18 protein-coding genes are annotated in these 16,864 nt (G+C 71.7%); 10 read left to right on the plus strand and 8 right to left on the minus strand.

Going from position 1 to position 16,864, the window contains the following annotated elements; all coding sequences use genetic code 11:
* Positions 1 to 211 precede the first annotated feature (211 nt).
* From FEF34_RS14325 to FEF34_RS14340, 4 genes are all read right to left on the minus strand, one after another.
* Positions 212 to 1,132, minus strand: coding sequence for a DUF3152 domain-containing protein (locus FEF34_RS14325; protein ID WP_234042398.1), 921 nt, complete (start codon positions 1,130 to 1,132; stop codon positions 212 to 214).
* 96 nt (positions 1,133 to 1,228) lie between these two features.
* Positions 1,229 to 1,693: a hypothetical protein gene (locus tag FEF34_RS14330; protein WP_138053547.1), complete on the minus strand. Its 465-nt coding sequence runs from the start codon at positions 1,691 to 1,693 to the stop codon at positions 1,229 to 1,231.
* 122 nt (positions 1,694 to 1,815) lie between these two features.
* Positions 1,816 to 2,751, minus strand: a complete 936-nt coding sequence (locus tag FEF34_RS14335) for a L,D-transpeptidase family protein (RefSeq protein ID WP_407698350.1) — start codon at positions 2,749 to 2,751, stop codon at positions 1,816 to 1,818.
* A gap of 772 nt (positions 2,752 to 3,523) precedes the next feature.
* Positions 3,524 to 4,201, minus strand: a complete 678-nt coding sequence (locus FEF34_RS14340; RefSeq protein WP_138053548.1) for a maleylpyruvate isomerase N-terminal domain-containing protein — start codon at positions 4,199 to 4,201, stop codon at positions 3,524 to 3,526.
* 149 nt (positions 4,202 to 4,350) lie between these two features.
* Here FEF34_RS14340 and FEF34_RS14345 point away from each other — a divergent pair, with 149 nt between their 5' ends.
* Positions 4,351 to 6,018 carry an FG-GAP-like repeat-containing protein gene (locus FEF34_RS14345; RefSeq protein ID WP_234042400.1) on the plus strand — a complete coding sequence of 556 codons (1,668 nt, stop codon included), beginning with the start codon at positions 4,351 to 4,353 and terminating at the stop codon, positions 6,016 to 6,018.
* A gap of 15 nt (positions 6,019 to 6,033) precedes the next feature.
* On the opposite strand, the gene FEF34_RS14350 is transcribed toward FEF34_RS14345, so the two are convergent.
* The 3 genes from FEF34_RS14350 to FEF34_RS14360 all read right to left on the minus strand — a co-directional run bounded on the left by FEF34_RS14350 (position 6,034) and on the right by FEF34_RS14360 (position 9,082).
* Positions 6,034 to 6,549 carry a hypothetical protein gene (locus FEF34_RS14350; RefSeq protein ID WP_138053549.1) on the minus strand — a complete coding sequence of 172 codons (516 nt, stop codon included), beginning with the start codon at positions 6,547 to 6,549 and terminating at the stop codon, positions 6,034 to 6,036.
* Between the two features lie 112 nt (positions 6,550 to 6,661).
* A complete protein-coding gene (locus FEF34_RS14355) occupies positions 6,662 to 7,387 on the minus strand; it encodes a DUF4328 domain-containing protein (RefSeq protein ID WP_234042401.1) in 726 nt (241 codons plus the stop codon).
* Between the two features lie 102 nt (positions 7,388 to 7,489).
* A complete protein-coding gene (locus tag FEF34_RS14360; protein WP_138057483.1) occupies positions 7,490 to 9,082 on the minus strand; it encodes a beta-N-acetylhexosaminidase in 1,593 nt (530 codons plus the stop codon).
* A gap of 255 nt (positions 9,083 to 9,337) precedes the next feature.
* On the opposite strand from FEF34_RS14360, the gene FEF34_RS14365 reads away from it, so the two are divergent.
* The 6 genes from FEF34_RS14365 (at position 9,338) to FEF34_RS14390 (ending at position 14,088) form a co-directional block, all read left to right on the plus strand.
* Entirely contained in the window at positions 9,338 to 9,934 is a 597-nt protein-coding gene (locus FEF34_RS14365) for a 2-oxo-4-hydroxy-4-carboxy-5-ureidoimidazoline decarboxylase (RefSeq protein WP_138053550.1), read from the plus strand.
* Positions 9,935 to 10,088: 154 nt separating this feature from the next.
* Positions 10,089 to 10,469, plus strand: a complete 381-nt coding sequence (sdhC, locus tag FEF34_RS14370; protein ID WP_026165064.1) for a succinate dehydrogenase, cytochrome b556 subunit — start codon at positions 10,089 to 10,091, stop codon at positions 10,467 to 10,469.
* An 8-nt stretch (positions 10,470 to 10,477) separates the two neighbouring features.
* Positions 10,478 to 10,951, plus strand: a complete 474-nt coding sequence (locus tag FEF34_RS14375) for a succinate dehydrogenase hydrophobic membrane anchor subunit (RefSeq protein ID WP_138053551.1) — start codon at positions 10,478 to 10,480, stop codon at positions 10,949 to 10,951.
* Between the two features lie 22 nt (positions 10,952 to 10,973).
* Complete coding sequence (gene sdhA, locus FEF34_RS14380; RefSeq protein ID WP_138053552.1) at positions 10,974 to 12,728, plus strand: succinate dehydrogenase flavoprotein subunit; 1,755 nt, start codon at positions 10,974 to 10,976, stop codon at positions 12,726 to 12,728.
* Positions 12,728 to 13,489: a succinate dehydrogenase iron-sulfur subunit gene (locus tag FEF34_RS14385; protein WP_138053553.1), complete on the plus strand. Its 762-nt coding sequence runs from the start codon at positions 12,728 to 12,730 to the stop codon at positions 13,487 to 13,489. The genes sdhA and FEF34_RS14385 overlap by 1 nt, the downstream gene beginning before the upstream one ends.
* Positions 13,490 to 13,620: 131 nt before the next feature.
* A complete protein-coding gene (locus tag FEF34_RS14390; protein ID WP_138053554.1) occupies positions 13,621 to 14,088 on the plus strand; it encodes a hypothetical protein in 468 nt (155 codons plus the stop codon).
* A gap of 61 nt (positions 14,089 to 14,149) precedes the next feature.
* Here the strand turns inward: FEF34_RS14390 and FEF34_RS14395 are convergent, their stop codons facing one another.
* Positions 14,150 to 14,974, minus strand: a complete 825-nt coding sequence (locus FEF34_RS14395) for an alpha/beta fold hydrolase (RefSeq protein WP_138053555.1) — start codon at positions 14,972 to 14,974, stop codon at positions 14,150 to 14,152.
* A 133-nt stretch (positions 14,975 to 15,107) separates the two neighbouring features.
* On the opposite strand from FEF34_RS14395, the gene FEF34_RS14400 reads away from it, so the two are divergent.
* The 3 genes from FEF34_RS14400 to FEF34_RS14410 are packed head-to-tail and all read left to right on the plus strand — an operon-like array spanning position 15,108 to position 16,804.
* The gene (locus tag FEF34_RS14400) at positions 15,108 to 15,542 is read left to right on the plus strand and encodes a hypothetical protein (protein WP_138053556.1); all 435 of its coding nucleotides are present in this window, start codon (positions 15,108 to 15,110) and stop codon (positions 15,540 to 15,542) included.
* 18 nt (positions 15,543 to 15,560) lie between these two features.
* The gene (locus FEF34_RS14405; RefSeq protein WP_138053557.1) at positions 15,561 to 15,947 is read left to right on the plus strand and encodes a thiol-disulfide oxidoreductase DCC family protein; all 387 of its coding nucleotides are present in this window, start codon (positions 15,561 to 15,563) and stop codon (positions 15,945 to 15,947) included.
* Between the two features lie 11 nt (positions 15,948 to 15,958).
* A complete protein-coding gene (locus FEF34_RS14410) occupies positions 15,959 to 16,804 on the plus strand; it encodes a TetR family transcriptional regulator (protein WP_138053558.1) in 846 nt (281 codons plus the stop codon).
* The last annotated feature ends 60 nt before the right edge of the window (positions 16,805 to 16,864 follow it).

Raw genomic sequence — 16,864 nt, forward strand, 5'->3', positions numbered from 1 at the left:
GACCCCGTGTCCGGTCCGCCTCCGCCCTGCGCACCGCCTAGGTTCACGCTCGTCGGCACCTCCGGGCGGCCGACGGGCACAACGGACGGACTCGTCCGCCCGAAGCGGTCCGCTGTCCTGAAGTGAAAGCCGCCGCCCACCCGCACAGGGGGTGGACGGCGGTGGCGATCCAGGGGCGCGCCGACGGCACGGCAAGGGGGCCGGGGGCGGCTCAGCGGACGGCAGGCCCCCCGAGGTACCCGCCGTCCCGGTCGTACGGCCAGGCATTGGCGACGCAGCCCTGAAGTCCCTTGATCTGCTGCATCATCGCGGGGGCAGGCTTCCCCGGCCCGGGACAGCCCTCGTGGCCGCGGCCGAGGCGATGGCCGACCTCGTGATTGACGATCAGCGCCCGGTAGTCGCCGATCGGCCCGTCGAACTCGGGGGACCCCAGCACCCACCGCTTGAGGTTCACCACCACGTCCTCCCCGACCCGGCAGTTCACCTCCCCTCTCGTCAGCAGTCCCGCGGCGCCGCAGACGCGGTCGACGGTGCCCGGGGCGGCGATCTTCACCACGAAGTCGTACGGCCCCGAGCTCACCAGCCGGAAGGAGTGGCTGCCGCCCCGGGTCCATCCCCGGTCGTCGGCGAGTATCGCGGCGACCTCGGCCGCGGCCTGGTTCGCCCCGATGTCGATGCCGTCCTCGACGAGTACCTTGTAGCGCCACACCCGGCTGCCCTGCCCGGCGGCCGGGACGTCGGCCGACGCCGTCCTGAAGGTCCCCGGGCCGGTCGCGGGGATGGCGATGTCCCTGCTCGCGGACGGCCGGGGAGCCGAGGGGGAGGGGCGGGGCGACGCGGAGGCGCCGGTGCCGGGGGTACCGCTCGGTGATGCGTCGAGAGGGTTCCGTGCCGGGGTCTCCGACGGATCAGCGGCGGGCAGGGCCCGGTCGGCCACCGCCCCGTCCCGGGTCTCCTGCCAGTAGGCGAACGCGGCACCTCCACCGAACGACGCGCAGACCAGCATCACGACCGCGATCGCCCACGTCCCCGCGGGGTTGCGCCGGACGCGTCCGCGGTCGTGGTCGCGACGCCCGCGCGCCCGCCCGCCGGAAGCCGCTGACCGGTGCCGGCGGCCCATGTGCCGACCCACTGCAGATCTCCTCCTCGTGTTCCGCGCCCGTGCGGGGGCGCGTCGCCGTTACTCCACGGCGAGATTCACTACGCAGCCGTCAGGGCGCGAGCTGATTCAGCACGACACCGTCCTGGCGGACCGGCAGGCACCACCGGCACGGCCGGCGGACCTGCCGTGCAACTGCAGGTAGAGCCGTTGCACGGACTCCTCAGGGCCGCCCGCCTCGAAACGGTTGACCACCTTGCCCAGCGGATTCCAGGCCCGGCCGTCGGGCATCCGGACACCGACCGGCTGCTCGAAGAACTCCCGCTGCCCGGCATCGAAGTCGACCCACCGGCCGCCGGCGCGGCGCACCATGACCTCCCCGACGTACCCGCCGAGACCCCGCAGGACCCCCTCGACCTGCGCCCGCTCGGGACCACCCCGGCGGAGACCGTCGACGAGGAAGTCGACGATCCGCAGACTGGAGACAGAGTAGTCGAGCGGCAGCCGGTTCCGTTCGGTCAACTGTGCGACAAAGCGGGTGACGTAGGCGCGCATGTCCTGCGCGCCGGGAACTGTGCCGAAGTCGCTGTCCATGTCTGATCAAGCGTCAGCGATGTCACGACCGTCACGGGAAACGGAAGTGCCGGTTCTCACAGAGACGACGACATCGCCCGTACAACCTTCACCGGTGCTCGGGTGTCCGGGGCCGTCAGCCGTCAGCCGATCGCGATACGCGGATGCGCCGACGGCTTGATCCAGCCCATGATCCGGTCCATGGTCGCCCGCGGCACGGAGACGCACCCCGCAGTGGCGCCGCTGCCGTTGACGTGCAGGAAGATCCCCGCTCCCCGGCCCGGGACGGCGGGCCGGCGGTTGAAGTCGATGACGAGGGCCTTGGCGTACTGGATGGGGTAGTTGACCAGGTGTTCGCTACCGCGCTCACCGGACTCGGTGAGCGGGAAGTCCGCACCCTCCTCGGTGTGCATCGAGTTGTAGAACCTCGACTCCGGGTCCTGGACCCACCAGTGGCTGGAGTCGACCTTCGTGTACGGCATGGCGGTGCCGCCGGACTCGACGCCGAAGCCCTCCGTGATCGTGTACGTGCCGGAGGGGGTGGTGTACGTGCTCTGCTTGCGCGTGGCCCCGTCGACGACCCCGTTCGAGCCGACGCGGCCGCTGTCGGAGACGACGGCCTTCCAGCCGGACGCGCCCTTCGACCAGGCCGTGACGGTGGCGTACGAGCCGCTCGCCTTCACCGTGATCACCTGGGTGGCGTCGCCGACGCTCACCGGTACGGGGAAGGCCGGTGCGGCGGGTGCGGCGGCCTGCTGGTCGTTCTGCGTGCCGCCCTCCTGGGCGCGGGGCGCGGCGGTCGCCGACGCGCCGCCGGACGCCTCGGCGGACGCGGAGGCGTCCGCACCGGCCGAGGTCGAGGCCGATGCGGAAGCAGAGGCGGAAGCAGAGGCGAAGGCCGACGCGGACGGGCTCACCGACGCGGACACGTCGGTCTCGTCCTGCGTGGCACCGGGCGCGGCCGACACGGCGGACCCCGCGGAGTCGCCGTCCGGGGACCCCTGACCCCCGCAGGCCGACATCAGCACCATGGCTCCCGCCATGGCAACAGCAGTGGAAACGGGACGGGATGAGGGCAGCACGAAGTCGTCCTTGGTTCGTCGGAAGGGCGCGGCGGACACGGCCGCGCGACAAGGTTGGCCGGTTATACACGGCCGCCCTGACCGAGAACCAGGCGACGCACATTCATCGGATAAAGGATGAACCGGTCCGACTACGGGCAGTGCTGCGGACACCGGGCGCTGACATGAGCCCGCGCGGGCGCGTACTCGGAGTGCGCACTCCGTTCCCGCCTCCGGCAAGGACCGCCCTGCCACACCTGCCGACACGGGACCTCCTCTGGACTGCCGGGGTGCTGCAAGCTGTCCGCACTGGACAGAGGCTCACGAGAGGGAATCGCCATGCCGGAGCTGCGGGGCAGCTACCGCAGTGTCAGGAACCGCACCGCGCAGACCGCCGCCGTCAGCAGCATCCCGTCCGCGACGACGTCGGCGACCAGCCTGAACGCCGGCGGAGCACACGTCCACCCGTCACACGACCGTGTTTCATTCCCGTCCTTCCCGTCTGGCGTGAAGGCGCCACCCCCCTGAACGTACTTTTCGGGCGCCACCGCGGCGCCGACGGCCCGTTTCGTTCGCATGCGCCGCGCCTCGCAGGTCCGGGGCGGGCGACCGGGTGAAGCCGACCGCAGGGACATTCAGAGCAGCGCACATCTGCCCGTGCACTCCGGAGCCCGGCCGTGAGGGCCCCGGGTGCCGGTGCGCGACACCGCGGTCCCCATGCCACCGGGGCCCGGCGGGACCGGGCCGGGCAACCCGTTTCGGGCGCGCGCCCCGGCCGGGCCCGTGGACGTCACCCGGGAACCGCGCCGTACCACCGCCAGGACTCCAGGCGTTTGCGGCCCGGCAGTTCGCCGCGGCCCGTCGCCCAGAGGAGGGTGTCCCAGCGGTCCGTGTCCGTCGGGGCGTACGGGAAGAGGCGGGCGAGGACACGGGCGCAGAGGCCCGCCGGCGGGGACCAGCCGAGACCGAGGCCCTGGGCCACGTCATGGGTGTGGACGAGGGTCTCGACCACACCCATGGCGGCGAAGCCCTCGGCGTCGGCCGTCCCGAAGGTGTGGTACGCCCGGGCCTCCGCGGGGGCCGTGCGGACCATCGCCGTGAGCATCCCGCCACAGGCGTCGAGCATCCGGAGCAGGCCCCGGGGGCCGGCGGCCCGGTCGGCGAAGGTGACGTTCGCAGGTCCCCCGTCCCGGCGCGCCATCCAGTCGAAGGGGACGTCGTCGTCCAGCGGCGGGGACTCGGGGCCCAGTTGGGCGGCGTAGGCGAAGAGGTCGTCGGCGAGATGCTCGACGGTCTCCCAGCAGGTCCACTCCAGGGCACCGGCCCTGGCTTCCCAGTCTGCGCCGAGGCCGGCCCGCAGGGTGGCGAGCGCCAGTCTGACGGCGTGCTGCACGTCATCGGCGGTGACGGGCGTTCTCGTCGGTTCCTCTGATGCGTCTGACACACCTGACGCGCGATCAACGGCCATGACCGGACCGTACCAATGCCCGGAGAACGGGGGTTCGGGGGAATCATTTTCGGACAGCCCGTCAATCACCCGTTCATTCCGGGCGTCACCGTCACGGTCGTAGCGTCATTGCACACCATATGCCCGCCGCTTCCTTATGCTCCGGCCCCATGAGATGCCGCCCTGTGGCCTTCACCGCCGCGTGCGCCGCCGCCGTCTGCCTCACCGGGCTCACGGCCGCCGCGCCCCCCTCGGCTCCCCTCTCCCCGTCCGTCTCCCCCGGACCGTCCGCCGCTTCCCCGGCGCACGGTCCGGGCACGCCCGGCTCGGGCGATGTCCACAGCGTTCCCGTACCGGGCACGGACCCGGAGCGGCGTGAGCTCCCGGCGCGTGCCACCGAACCGTTCAGCCTGGTCGGCGTCACCTGGGACGACCCGGACGCGGAGCTCGGCGGCACCGTCGAGGTCCGCACCCGGGACAGCGGTACCGGTGTCTGGTCGTCCTGGCACGCGCTCGACATCGACCTGAGGACGCCCGAGCCCGGCTCGGGACAGGCCTCCGCGGGGCTGCGGGCGGGCAGCCGGCCGCTGTGGACCGGACCGTCGGACGGGGTGCAGCTGCGGGCCGAGGGGGCATCGCTGCCCCGTGGGCTGCGGGTGGAACTCGTGGACCCGCAGGGCGGCGCCCAGGCCACGTCGTCCGCCCGTGCGGAGGTGCCGGCGGGCGCTCCGGCGATGACCACGCGGGCCGGCTGGGGCGCGGACGAGTCCAAGGTCGGTGGACCGCCCACCTACAACTCCACCACCAAGGCGGTGTTCGTCCACCACACCGCCGGGTCCAACACGTACCAGTGCGCCGACTCGCCCTCGATCGTCCGGGCCATCTTCACCTACCACGTGGAGGGCCAGGGCTGGAACGACATCGGCTACCACTTCCTGGTCGACAGGTGCGGCAGGATCTTCGAGGGCCGGGCCGGCGGCATCGACCGGCCGGTCCAGGGCGCCCACACGTACGGCTTCAACATCGACACGAGCAGCGTGTCCGTGATCGGCGACTACAGCACGGCCACCACCACGCCCGCGGTCCGCGACGCCGTCATGAGGGTCGCCTCCTGGAAGCTCGGCCTCTACGGGCTGGCCCTCGACGGGACCACGACGCTCACGGCGTCCGTGGACAACGGCAAGTTCCGGCGGGGGCAGCGCGTCACGCTCCCGCGGCTGCCGGGGCACCGCGACGCGTACCCGACCGAGTGCCCCGGCGGTCATCTGTACGCCGATCTGCCCGCGATCCGCGCGGCCGGCGCGGCGCGGGGCGAGGGGCCGGGCGATCCGGACGCCTCAGGGGTGTCCTGGCCGCTGGACCCCGGGTCCGAGGCGGCGGCCGTCGTACCGGACGGCGCCGAGGAGCAGGACTCCGTCGGCGGCGACTTCGACGGGGACGGGGACCGGGATCTGGCCGTCGCCTATCGCACACCGGAGGGTGCCACCCCGCTCGTCGTGCTGAGCAGCCCCGAGCGCGGACGCCGTACCGCCTCGCCGACCGTCCTGATGGGCGCCGGCGGGACCGCCCTCGCCTCGGGCGACATGAACGGCGACGGATACGACGACCTGGCCGTGTCCACCGGGCGGGGGATCGTGACATACCACGGCTCGCCCACCGGTCTGAGCACCGCCGGCGCGCCCTCCCTCGCGGTGGGCGCGGACGCCGGGGCACTGACCGCGCAGGACCTGGACGACGACGGGTACGCGGATCTCCTCGCCGGTCCCGACGTGATCGCGAGCGGCGGGCCGCTGGGGCTCACCGTCCCCGGGACCGAGCCGGCCGCGCCCGCCGGGTGACGCGCGGCGGACGGATCACCCCTGGGCCCTCGCCCGCCGGGACAGGGCAGCGCGCAACACACGCCGGCCCTCCGTCGAGAGGTCCAGGGCGCGGCGGAGGGCGGCGCCGTCCGGACTGCCGGCTAGGATTTCGAGGATCTGGATCTGGCGGCGCTCCTCGCCGGCGACGAGCGGACCTCCGCCGCCGGACGGGTCGAGTTCCCGGTGCAGTTCGAGCGCGAGGGCGGAGCAGGCCGTCGCCCACTCGCCGAGCGGTCCGGTGGCCCACTCGGACGGGGCGGCGGCGATCATCCTCCGCACCGGTGCCCATGCCTCGCTCGACGCGTCGTCGACGGGCGTCTCGTCGAGTGCCGCCCTCGCCGCGGCCAGCTGCCCGGCCCAGCCGTCCTCGCCCTCGGAGATACCCGCCCACAGCGGCCGCAGCACGTCGGGCTCCTCGTCGAGCAGGGGCTGGCAGCGGTCCAGACACGCGAGACCGCTCGCGGCCAGGCTCCGCTCGTCCGCTTCCGCGATCAGTTGCACCAGGCCCATCGACGCCTCCCCGACTGTGCGTTCGCAGTACGTCACTAACAGCGCCGAGTGGCCGAAAATCGTCACTCGGGTGGCCGGAGAACCATCCGGATGTTTCCGTTTCGTCCGGGTTTCAGGCCGACGGCACGGTCCGTCCCGCGACGGCCTTCGCGTGCTGCATCGACGTGAGCCTGCGGACGAAGAGGATGGCGAGCACCGCGGCGACGATGTCGAACCCGGCGCCGGCCAGCACCAGCGCCGCCGCGTCGTGGATCGCTTCGGCGTCCTGGGCCCTGTCGTACGTCCTGCTCGCGTACCGGTCGAAGACCAGCGACCAGACCCAGGCGCCCCACCAGGCGTTGAGGAGACCTCGGCCCTTCGCCTCGCCGCCGTAGGGGTCGGTGCGGCTCGCGCGCAGTACGTCGGCGGCGACGCCCCGCGGGATCCACATGTTGGCGATGGGGATGAACCAGGCGCCGATCGCCCAGCCCGGGGTCCTGCGCTGGGTGTCGGGCGCGAAGACCTCCGCGTTCTGCCGGGCGCGGTGGAACCAGACGATGAAGAGCGCGGACGTCGCCACCAGGACGACGACGTACAACACGCTCGATCCGGCCATCGCGTAGTCGGCGCGGCTCGCCGCGTCCTCGTCGAAGTCGGCCGTACCGGAGGTGACGCCGCTCAGGAACGACCGCATGTTGAGCGAGGCCGCGATGATCAGGAGGTCGACGGCGATGACGACACCGAGCAGCGCGGTGACGGCGTACGAGAGCCCGACGGGCGAGCGGAGTGCACGGCCGGGCGCGGCCGCCGGCGGCACGGGCACGGGAGCGGGCGGCACAGGAGCGGGCGCATACGTCATGAAAAGGTTCCCCCCACGGGACACGGAGACTCCGGGCACGCCCCTCCCCAGGGCGGCGCGGTGAACAACCGTACGAGAACGGTCGGCCTCCGGACCCTAACCTCAGCCGAGCCTGTCCGCCAGCGCGTTGAACTGCGCCCATGTGAGCGCGGGCCGTCCCGGGGTCCACAGCTTCTGGGACACCGCGCGCAGCGGCATGCGGATGCCCGCCGCCACCTGGTCCTGGGTCTGTGCCTGGGCGCGGTCGCCCCAGATCGCGAGGCGCCCGCCGAGGATCTGGTCCGAGTAGCGCTCGGGGACGGGAGCCGTGCCCCGCAGCACGAGCGGCGTCCACTCCTCGTAGATGCGCCGGCCCGTCGGGTACGTGAACTCGTTGGGCTCGCCGAGCACGTAGTAGAGGTACTCGTCGTTGAGGTTGACGACCTTGCGGCCCTCGGCCAGGTACTCGGCCGGCGGCCTGGCCCCGATCTCCTTGCCCGTCCAGTACTCGACCTCGATGCCCTTGTCGGGCGAGACCGCACCGCCGCGGAAGAAGCCGTCGTTCCACGCCTTGGGCTGCTTCTGCGCGGAACGCACCACCGCGGCCCGGTCGTTGAGCCAGCCCGTCGCCAGGTCCTGCACCGTGGCGTTCGGCCCGTACCTCCGCTCGGCCGCCCGGGCCAACTGCGGGTAGGACGCCTGGGGGTCGCGCACGGTCAGCGCCTGGTACTCGTCGGCGCCGACGTGGAACCAGCGGCCGGGGAAGAGCCGGGAGTACTCGCGCAGCAGGTCGTCGACGATCCGCGCGGACTCCGGATCGGAGATGTCGATGGCGCCCTGCCGGGGCACGCCCTGGACGTTGCGCAGCTGGAGCCGGGGGTGCGCCCGCAGGACCGCGCCCAGGTGCCCGGGCGAGTCGATCTCCGGCACGACGGTGATGTGCAGACTCCGCGCGAGGGCGAGGATCCTGCGCACCTCGGCCTTGCTGAGGTGCTCCCGGGAGACGACCTCGGGGTGGGTGTCGGAGGCGATCCGGAAGCCCTGGTCGTCGGAGAAGTGCAGGCCGAGCATGTTGAGTTTGAGGTCGGCCATCTCCCGCAGCCGGGCCTCGATCCAGCCGGGGGTGAAGTGCTTGCGCGCGATGTCGAGGTTCAGACCGCGCTGCGGCCGGTCGGGCCGGTCGCGGACGACGCCCTCGGGCATCGCGCCACCGGAACGGACGGCCTGCTTCAGAGTGCGGGTGCCGTAGAAGACGCCGGCCTCGTCCGGCCCCGTGATGCGGACGCGGCCGTCGCGCGCGGTGAGCGTGTACGACTCGGGCGCACCCCCGCCGGCCGAGTCGAGCGACAGTTCGATGTCACCGGCCTTCACGGGCCCGCTGTTGCGGAAGCCGGTCTTCAGCTCCCCGGCCAGCAGCCGGCCCTCGTCCGCCAGCGCCTCGCTCCCCTTGGCGACCACGACGGCGCTGCCCGCCGCCGGGCGCCAGCCCGGTCCGCGGGCCGCCTCGTGGGCGCGCACGGCGGGAATCGTCCGGGGAGCCGTCGAGAGCGGGTACGTCTTCGTCGGGGAGGGGGTCGGAGCGGCCTCCGCCCGGGGCGTGCCCTGGGCCCGCTCGGCGCCTGCGGAGCCGCCGGCGCCGCAGGAGACGACCGCCGACAGCGCCGCGACGGCCGCGACGGCCGGGGCCGCGCACCGCGTTCTCCGGGAGTGCCACATCACGAAAAAAACCTCCTCCTCGTGAAGAAGTATGACGAACAAAGCCTAATAGGGTGATTCACCCCGACGTCGTCTACGGTGCGCACCGAAACTCTCCCGTCCGGGTGAAAATCACGCATCTATCGGACACCTTCTGGCGCGCCTCGATAGCGTTGCAGCTCAACCACCCCACGCTTCCCAGTCGCACCGGAGCCCACGCTGTCCAGCGAATCGCACACCGGCCTCCCGCAGCGACCGCCCACGCTTGACCCGGCGGTGCGGATCCCCGCCCCCGCCGGTCCCGCCTCCCCGGTGCCCGTCCCGGGGCCGCGCCCGGCCACCGGGGCGCACCTGCCCGGCCTGGAGCGCTTCAACACCGCCCCGGCGCCCGCCACCACCGCGACCCTCCTCAGCTGCTGCGGGAGCGACCGCTGGGCCCGGCGCGTCGCCGCCCACCGCCCCTACCCCGACCTCAGCGCCCTGCTCGCCGCCGCCGACGAGGCCAGCTACGACCTCGCCGCCGCCGACCTGGACGAGGCGCTTGCCGCGGAGTCGCCGTCCGGGCTGCACCCCGCCGCCCCGGCGGCCGCGCACACCGCCCTGCGCGCCGCGCACGCCGCGTACGAGGCGAGCTTCGGCCACGCCTTCGTGATCTGCCTGGACGGCTTCCGGGCCGACGAGCGGCCCGACCACGTACTGGCCGGCATCCGCTCACGACTCGCCAACGATCCGGACGAGGAGCGCGCGGTCGCCGCCGACGAGCTGCGCCGCCTCGCCCGGGCCCGGCTGGCACATGTGGTGGCCAATCATCCCGGACTCCCCGATTCCGCCCCCCGCGGCGGCCGCCCCGATAGCCCGTCCGTGCCTGTTTGATCACACCAGCGGACCCCGGGCGAGGGATCCGACAAGTCGTCGCTACGATGGCGAGGGCCGGTGGACCGTACCCGGCCGGGCCAGACCGACAGAGCTGTCACCTTGGTAGGACGCTGGCGGCCGGCTCCAATCCCCGCTCCCGGAGGGTTTTTCCGTGCCGGCTGGAACGCTGTACCGCGGCCGGGAAGGTATGTGGTCCTGGGTGGCTCATCGAGTCACCGGCGTCCTCATCTTCTTCTTCCTGTTCGTACACGTGCTGGACACCGCTCTCGTCCGTGTCTCCCCCGAGGCGTACGACGAGGTCGTCGCGACGTACAAGACGCCGATCGTCGCGCTGCTGGAGTACGGCCTGGTGGCCGCCATCCTCTTCCACGCGCTGAACGGCCTTCGCGTCATCGCCGTGGACTTCTGGTCCAAGGGCCCGCGCTACCAGAAGCAGATGCTCTGGACCGTGATGGGCATCTGGGTCGTCCTGATGGCCGGTGCCGTCTACCCGGTGCTCGGCCACGCCGCACGTGAACTGTTCGGGAGCTGACGCCAGACATGTCCGCTGAGACCTCTTCCGCGATCGGCGCCGTCGAAGGCGCCTCCTACGGCCCCGACAACCCCGCGCCGTACATCGAGCCCCCGCGCAAGCGGACGGGCCGCACCCCGCGGTCGACCCGCGGCAATTTCGAGATGGCCGCATGGCTCTTCATGCGCCTCTCCGGCGTGGTCCTCGTCGTCCTGGTCATCGGCCACCTGCTGATCCAGCTGGTCCTGGACGGCGGTGTCTCCAAGATCGGCTTCGCGTTCGTCGCGGGCCGCTGGGCGAACCCGTTCTGGCAGGTCTGGGACCTGCTGATGCTGTGGCTGGCGATGCTGCACGGCGCCAACGGCCTGCGTACCGTCATCAACGACTACGCCGAGCGGCCGAACACGCGTCTGTGGCTCAAGGGCCTGCTGTACACCGCCACGGTGTTCACCATCCTTCTGGGCACGCTGGTGATCTTCACCTTCGACCCGAACATCCGCTAGGACGGGGCTGAGGTTCCACACCATGAAGATTCACAAGTACGACACCGTCATCGTCGGCGCCGGCGGCGCCGGCATGCGCGCCGCCATCGAGTCGACGAAGCGCAGCCGTACCGCCGTGCTCACGAAGCTGTACCCGACCCGCTCCCACACGGGCGCCGCGCAGGGCGGCATGGCCGCCGCGCTGGCGAACGTCGAGGAGGACAACTGGGAGTGGCACACCTTCGACACGGTCAAGGGCGGTGACTACCTGGTCGACCAGGACGCCGCCGAGATCCTGGCGAAGGAGGCCATCGACGCCGTCCTCGACCTGGAGAAGATGGGCCTGCCGTTCAACCGGACGCCGCAGGGCACCATCGACCAGCGCCGCTTCGGCGGCCACTCCCGCAACCACGGCGAGGCCCCGGTCCGCCGGTCCTGCTACGCCGCGGACCGCACGGGCCACATGATCCTCCAGACGCTTTACCAGAACTGCGTCAAGGAGGGCGTGGAGTTCTTCAACGAGTTCTACGTCCTCGACCAGCTGATCACCGAGGTCGACGGCGTCAGGAAGTCGGCCGGTGTGGTCGCCTACGAGCTGGCCACCGGCGAGATCCACGTCTTCCAGGCGAAGGCCGTCATCTACGCCTCCGGCGGCACCGGCAAGTTCTTCAAGGTGACCTCCAACGCGCACACGCTCACCGGTGACGGCCAGGCGGCCTGCTACCGGCGCGGCCTGCCGCTGGAGGACATGGAGTTCTTCCAGTTCCACCCGACGGGTATCTGGCGCATGGGCATCCTCCTCACCGAGGGAGCCCGCGGCGAGGGAGGCATCCTCCGCAACAAGGACGGCGAGCGCTTCATGGAGAAGTACGCGCCCGTCATGAAGGACCTCGCCTCCCGCGACGTCGTCTCCCGCTCCATCTACACGGAGATCCGCGAAGGCCGCGGCTGCGGCCCCGAGGGCGACCACGTCTACCTGGACCTGACGCACCTCCCGCCGGAGCAGCTGGACGCCAAGCTCCCGGACATCACCGAGTTCGCGCGTACGTACCTCGGAATCGAGCCCTACACGGACCCGATCCCGATCCAGCCGACCGCGCACTACGCCATGGGCGGCATCCCGACCAACGTCGAGGGTGAGGTCCTGGCGGACAACACCACCGTCGTGCCGGGCCTGTACGCCGCGGGTGAGGTCGCCTGCGTGTCGGTGCACGGCGCCAACCGCCTCGGCACCAACTCGCTCCTCGACATCAACGTCTTCGGCAAGCGGGCCGGCATCGCCGCCGCCGACTACTCGGCGAAGGCCGAGTGGGTCGAGCTGCCGGAGAACCCGGCCTCCCTCGTGGAGGAGCAGGTCGAGCGCCTGCGCAACTCCACGGGCGGCGAGCGCGTCGCCGAACTCCGCCGTGAGCTGCAGGAGACGATGGACGCCAACGTGATGGTGTTCCGTACGGAGCAGACCATCAAGACGGCCGTCGAGAAGATCGCCGAACTGCGCGAGCGCTACAAGAACGTGTCCGTCCAGGACAAGGGCAAGCGGTACAACACGGACCTGCTGGAGGCCGTCGAGCTGGGCAACCTGCTCGACCTGGCCGAGGTCATGGCCGTCTCCGCCCTGGCCCGCAAGGAGTCCCGCGGCGGTCACCACCGCGAGGACTTCCCGAACCGCGACGACGTCAACTTCATGCGCCACACCATGGCGTACCGCGAGGTCGGCGCCGACGGCACCGAGACCGTGCGTCTCGACTACAAGCCCGTCGTCCAGACCCGCTACCAGCCGATGGAGCGTAAGTACTGATGGCTACCCCGACCATGGACAAGGTGGAGGCAGAGCCCGTCTCCTCCTCCCCGTACATCACGGTCACCTTCCGGATCCGCCGCTTCAACCCCGAGATCTCGGACGCGGCGGTCTGGGAGGACTTCCAGATCGAGATCGACCCGAAGGAGCGCGTGCTCGACGGTCTCCACAAGATCAAGTGGGACGTCGACGGCACGCTGACCTTCCGGCGCTCCTGCGCGCACGGCATCTGCGGCTCCGACGCGATGCGGATCAACGGCAAGAACAGGCTCGCCTGCAAGACGCTGATCAAGGACATCAACCCGGAGAAGCCCATCACGATCGAGGCCATCAAGGGCCTGACGGTCCTCAAGGACCTGGTCGTGGACATGGAGCCGTTCTTCCAGGCGTACCGGGACGTCATGCCGTTCCTGGTCACCGAGGGCAACGAGCCGACGCGCGAGCGGCTGCAGTCGGCGGAGGACCGCGAGCGCTTCGACGACACCACCAAGTGCATCCTGTGCGCCGCGTGCACGTCGTCCTGCCCGGTGTTCTGGAACGACGGGCAGTACTTCGGCCCGGCGGCGATCGTCAACGCGCACCGCTTCATCTTCGACTCGCGTGACGAGGCGGGCGAGCAGCGCCTGGAGATCCTCAACGACAAGGACGGCGTGTGGCGTTGCCGCACCACGTTCAACTGCACGGACGCCTGCCCGCGTGGCATCGAGGTCACCAAGGCGATCCAGGAAGTCAAGCGCGCGCTGATCACCCGCCGCTTCTGAGCGAAGGGTCAGATGCTCCGTCAAGGGCCCGTTTCTGTACGCTCGCCGTACGGGAACGGGCCCTTGCCCTGTGTGTTTCCGTCACGCGTGCTTGTGCCGTGCCAGCTTCTGTCATGCGAGAGCGGGGACCGATGAACCAGCCGAACCCCTACCAGGACGGCGGCGACTACCAGTGGGGCCCGGCGGAGCCGCCGGGCGCGCCCGAATACGGCCACGGCTTCGCCCCGGCACCGCTCGCACATCCGGGCGGCCACGGCGTCCCCTTGCTGGCGGTCGGTGACATCGTCGTCCTCCAGGACTCCATCGTGACGCCCAACGGAACGCTGCCGCTCAAGGGGGCGGTGTGGAACGTGACGGACATGTCCCGCACGGAGGAGCGGATCCCCACCGTCGGCGTCGTGCTCGCGGTCGTCTTCGCGGTCCTCTGCCTCCTCGGGCTGCTCTTCCTGCTCATGAAGGAGCGGCGGACGACGGGCTGCATCCAGGTCGGCGTCACCAGCGGCGGCCGCCATCACACGACGCTGATCCCGGCGACCGGCCCGGACACCCTGTACTGGGTCATGGACCGGATCAACCACGCCCGTGCGCTGAGCGCCTGACCCCCCTCCGCCCCCGTCAGCCCGGTCCGGGCACGGCCGGGCGGACCGGGCCGAAAGTGCGTCAGACGGTGGGTGGCACCGGCGTGGCGGCGCCGTCCCGGTGGAGGACGCCGCCACGCAGGAAGTCCCGGAGCAGATCCGCCACCTCGGCCGGACGCTCCAGTGCGGGGAGATGCCCGGCCCAGGGGAGCTCCACTGCGCGCGCTCCCGGGATCAGCTCGGCGAGGCGGGCGGACACGGCCCGGAAGTCGTCGAGGTCGTGACGGCCGGAGACCACGACGGCGGGGGCGGTGATCGCGGCCGGATCGACGGGGGGCTCGTCGTCGTCCACGGGCTCCGCACCGGCCTGTTCCGCCTCGGCGTCCGCCGCGAGCTGGACCTCGAAGGCGTGCCGCTGCATGGCCCGTACGCGGCCCCGTACGGCCTCGCCGGCCTCCGGGCCCAGCCAGGTGGCCACGTTCAGCTCCACGGCCGCGTCGAGGTCGCCCGCGCCCAGTAGTTCGTCCTCCTCCTCGTCGAAGGCCAGCAGGCCGGGCCCCGGCTCATGGCCGGGCAGCACGGCGCAGAGCAGGGCGAGCGCCGTCACCCGGTCCGGTCGGCTCGCGGCGATCTCGACGGCGACTCCGCCCCCGAACGAGGCCCCGACGAAGGCCGCGCGCGAGATCCCGAGCGCGTCCAGAAGAGCGAGGACGTCGTCCGCGTCGCGGTAGGGGCGCAGTGCCTCGGCCGGGGTGTCGCCGAAGCCCCGGAAGTCGGGGCACACGACCCGGTACCCGGCCCGTGCCAGCGCGTCCCGCTGCTCGTCCCACATCCGGCGGTCGCAGACCGAGGAATGCAGGAGTACCACCGCGGGGCCGTCCCCCGCCACATCGTGAGCAATGGTCATCCGGCCGACCCTAGGGCGCACGAGTGGGCGGCGCCCGTCGTTTTCCGGCACCCCGAACCGACTTGAACACGTTCAAGAAGAGGGCTACAGTCTTCGGCAAGACCTTTTGAACACGTTCAAAGGAGGGTGGGGAATGGACCTCACTGTCGTCGCGTACGTCGTCTACCTGCTGATCAGCGTCGCGCTCACCGTCTGGGTGGCCCGTACGCTCAGCCGGAACGGTCGGATCTTCCTCTCCGACGTCCTGCACGGGAACGAGAAGCTCGCGGACGCCGTGAACCATCTGCTGGTGGTGGGCTTCTACCTCGTCAACTTCGGCTTCGTCGCCCTCTACCTCAGCCAGGACGACGCCGTGGCCGACGCCCGCCGGCTGTTCGAGGCGCTCTCGGTGAAGCTCGGAGTGGTCCTGCTCGTCCTCGGGGTGATGCACCTCGCCAACGTCTACGTGCTCAACAGGATCCGCCGGCGCGGTGTGATGGAGCTCGAGCAGACCCCGCCGGTTCCGCCGCAGGGCTGGACCGGACCGGCCGACAAAGGTCCCTGGGCCGCGCCCGCGACGGGTGCGTGAGCGGCCGTGGGAGTCCCCGTGCAGCGGCTGACCGTGCTGTACGACGCGCAGTGCCCGCTCTGCGTCCATCTGCGCCACTGGCTGCTGCGGCAGCGGCAGCTCGTCCCGCTGGACCTCGTACCGGCGGCGTCCGCGGAGGCCAGGCGCCGCTTCCCGGCCCTCGACCACGGGAGCACCCTGAGGGAGATCACGGTGATCGGCGATCGGGGCCAGGTCTACCGGGCCGCCTCCGCCTGGATCGTCTGCCTCTGGGCGCTGGCCGAGCACCGGCCCAAGGCCCACTGGCTGAGCACCCCCGCCGGGCGGCCCTTCGCCAAGGTGACGGTCCTCGCCGCGGCCAAGTACCGCGAGATGACGGCCGCCTCCTGCGAAGGGCGGTGCGAGGTCCCGGTCCCGCCCGGCTAGGCTCACTCACCGTGAACGACGTGACGGACGAGAAGCAGGACCGGGCCGGAAAGCCCGCGAAGAGCGAGCAGACCCGCACCCTCATCCTCGAGACCGCTCTCCGGCTCTTCCAGGAGCGCGGCTACGACAAGACGACGATGCGGGCCATCGCCCAGGAGGCCGGGGTCTCCGTGGGAAACGCCTACTACTACTTCTCCTCCAAGGAACACCTCGTCCAGGGCTTCTACGACCGGATCGCCGAGCAGCACCGGGCGGCCGTCGCGGAGGTCCTGGACGGCGGCGAGAAGGACCTCGCGGCACGTGTCCGGGGGGTCCTTCTCGGCTGGCTGGACATCGCCGAGCCCTACCACGAGTTCGCGTCCCAGTTCTTCAAGAACGCGGCCGACCCGGACAGCCCGCTCAGCCCCTTCTCCCCGGAGTCGGAGGGCCCGCGGGAGGCGGCCATCGACGTCCACCGGCAGGTGCTGTCCGGGGCCTCCGTGAAGGTCGACCCCGAACTGGCCGACGCCCTCCCGCGGTTGCTCTGGCTCCAGCAGATGGGGCTCGTCCTGTTCTGGGTGTACGACCGCTCCGAGGGCTGCGCCAACAGCCGCCGCCTCGTCGAGCGGCTCGCGCCGGTCACCGCCCGGGCGGTCTCGCTCTCCCGGTTCCGCATCCTGCGCCCCCTCGTGCAGGAGACCCACGAGCTGCTGCGGGACTTCATGCCGACGGCCGCGGGCATGGCCGCCTCGGGCATGCCCGGGCGGAAGGCGGACCGGAAGGCCCCCGCCGCGGACGGCGGCGAGGACGGCGGCGGCAGGGACCCGAAGGAGAGCCGGGGCAGGGGGCGCCGTCGGGAGCGCGGGACGACGGCGTGACCCCGGCCTGCCGGCTCGCACGGTCCGTACGGGCCGGCGGGGCGCAGTCCTTCCGCTGCC

The organism is Streptomyces marianii (assembly GCF_005795905.1).
GTDB lineage: Bacteria > Actinomycetota > Actinomycetes > Streptomycetales > Streptomycetaceae > Streptomyces > Streptomyces marianii.

Excerpts from the sequence above, each read along its gene's own strand:
- FEF34_RS14330 (WP_138053547.1), bottom strand. The coding sequence starts at position 1,693 with ATGGACAGCGACTTCGGCACAGTTCCCGGCGCGCAGGACATGCGCGCC.
- FEF34_RS14340 (WP_138053548.1), bottom strand. The coding sequence starts at position 4,201 with ATGGCCGTTGATCGCGCGTCAGGTGTGTCAGACGCATCAGAGGAACCG.
- FEF34_RS14345 (WP_234042400.1), top strand. The coding sequence starts at position 4,351 with ATGAGATGCCGCCCTGTGGCCTTCACCGCCGCGTGCGCCGCCGCCGTC.
- FEF34_RS14350 (WP_138053549.1), bottom strand. The coding sequence starts at position 6,549 with ATGGGCCTGGTGCAACTGATCGCGGAAGCGGACGAGCGGAGCCTGGCC.
- FEF34_RS14355 (WP_234042401.1), bottom strand. The coding sequence starts at position 7,387 with ATGACGTATGCGCCCGCTCCTGTGCCGCCCGCTCCCGTGCCCGTGCCG.
- FEF34_RS14360 (WP_138057483.1), bottom strand. The coding sequence starts at position 9,082 with ATGTGGCACTCCCGGAGAACGCGGTGCGCGGCCCCGGCCGTCGCGGCC.
- FEF34_RS14375 (WP_138053551.1), top strand. The coding sequence starts at position 10,478 with ATGTCCGCTGAGACCTCTTCCGCGATCGGCGCCGTCGAAGGCGCCTCC.
- sdhA (WP_138053552.1), top strand. The coding sequence starts at position 10,974 with ATGAAGATTCACAAGTACGACACCGTCATCGTCGGCGCCGGCGGCGCC.
- FEF34_RS14385 (WP_138053553.1), top strand. The coding sequence starts at position 12,728 with ATGGCTACCCCGACCATGGACAAGGTGGAGGCAGAGCCCGTCTCCTCC.
- FEF34_RS14390 (WP_138053554.1), top strand. The coding sequence starts at position 13,621 with ATGAACCAGCCGAACCCCTACCAGGACGGCGGCGACTACCAGTGGGGC.
- FEF34_RS14395 (WP_138053555.1), bottom strand. The coding sequence starts at position 14,974 with ATGACCATTGCTCACGATGTGGCGGGGGACGGCCCCGCGGTGGTACTC.
- FEF34_RS14400 (WP_138053556.1), top strand. The coding sequence starts at position 15,108 with ATGGACCTCACTGTCGTCGCGTACGTCGTCTACCTGCTGATCAGCGTC.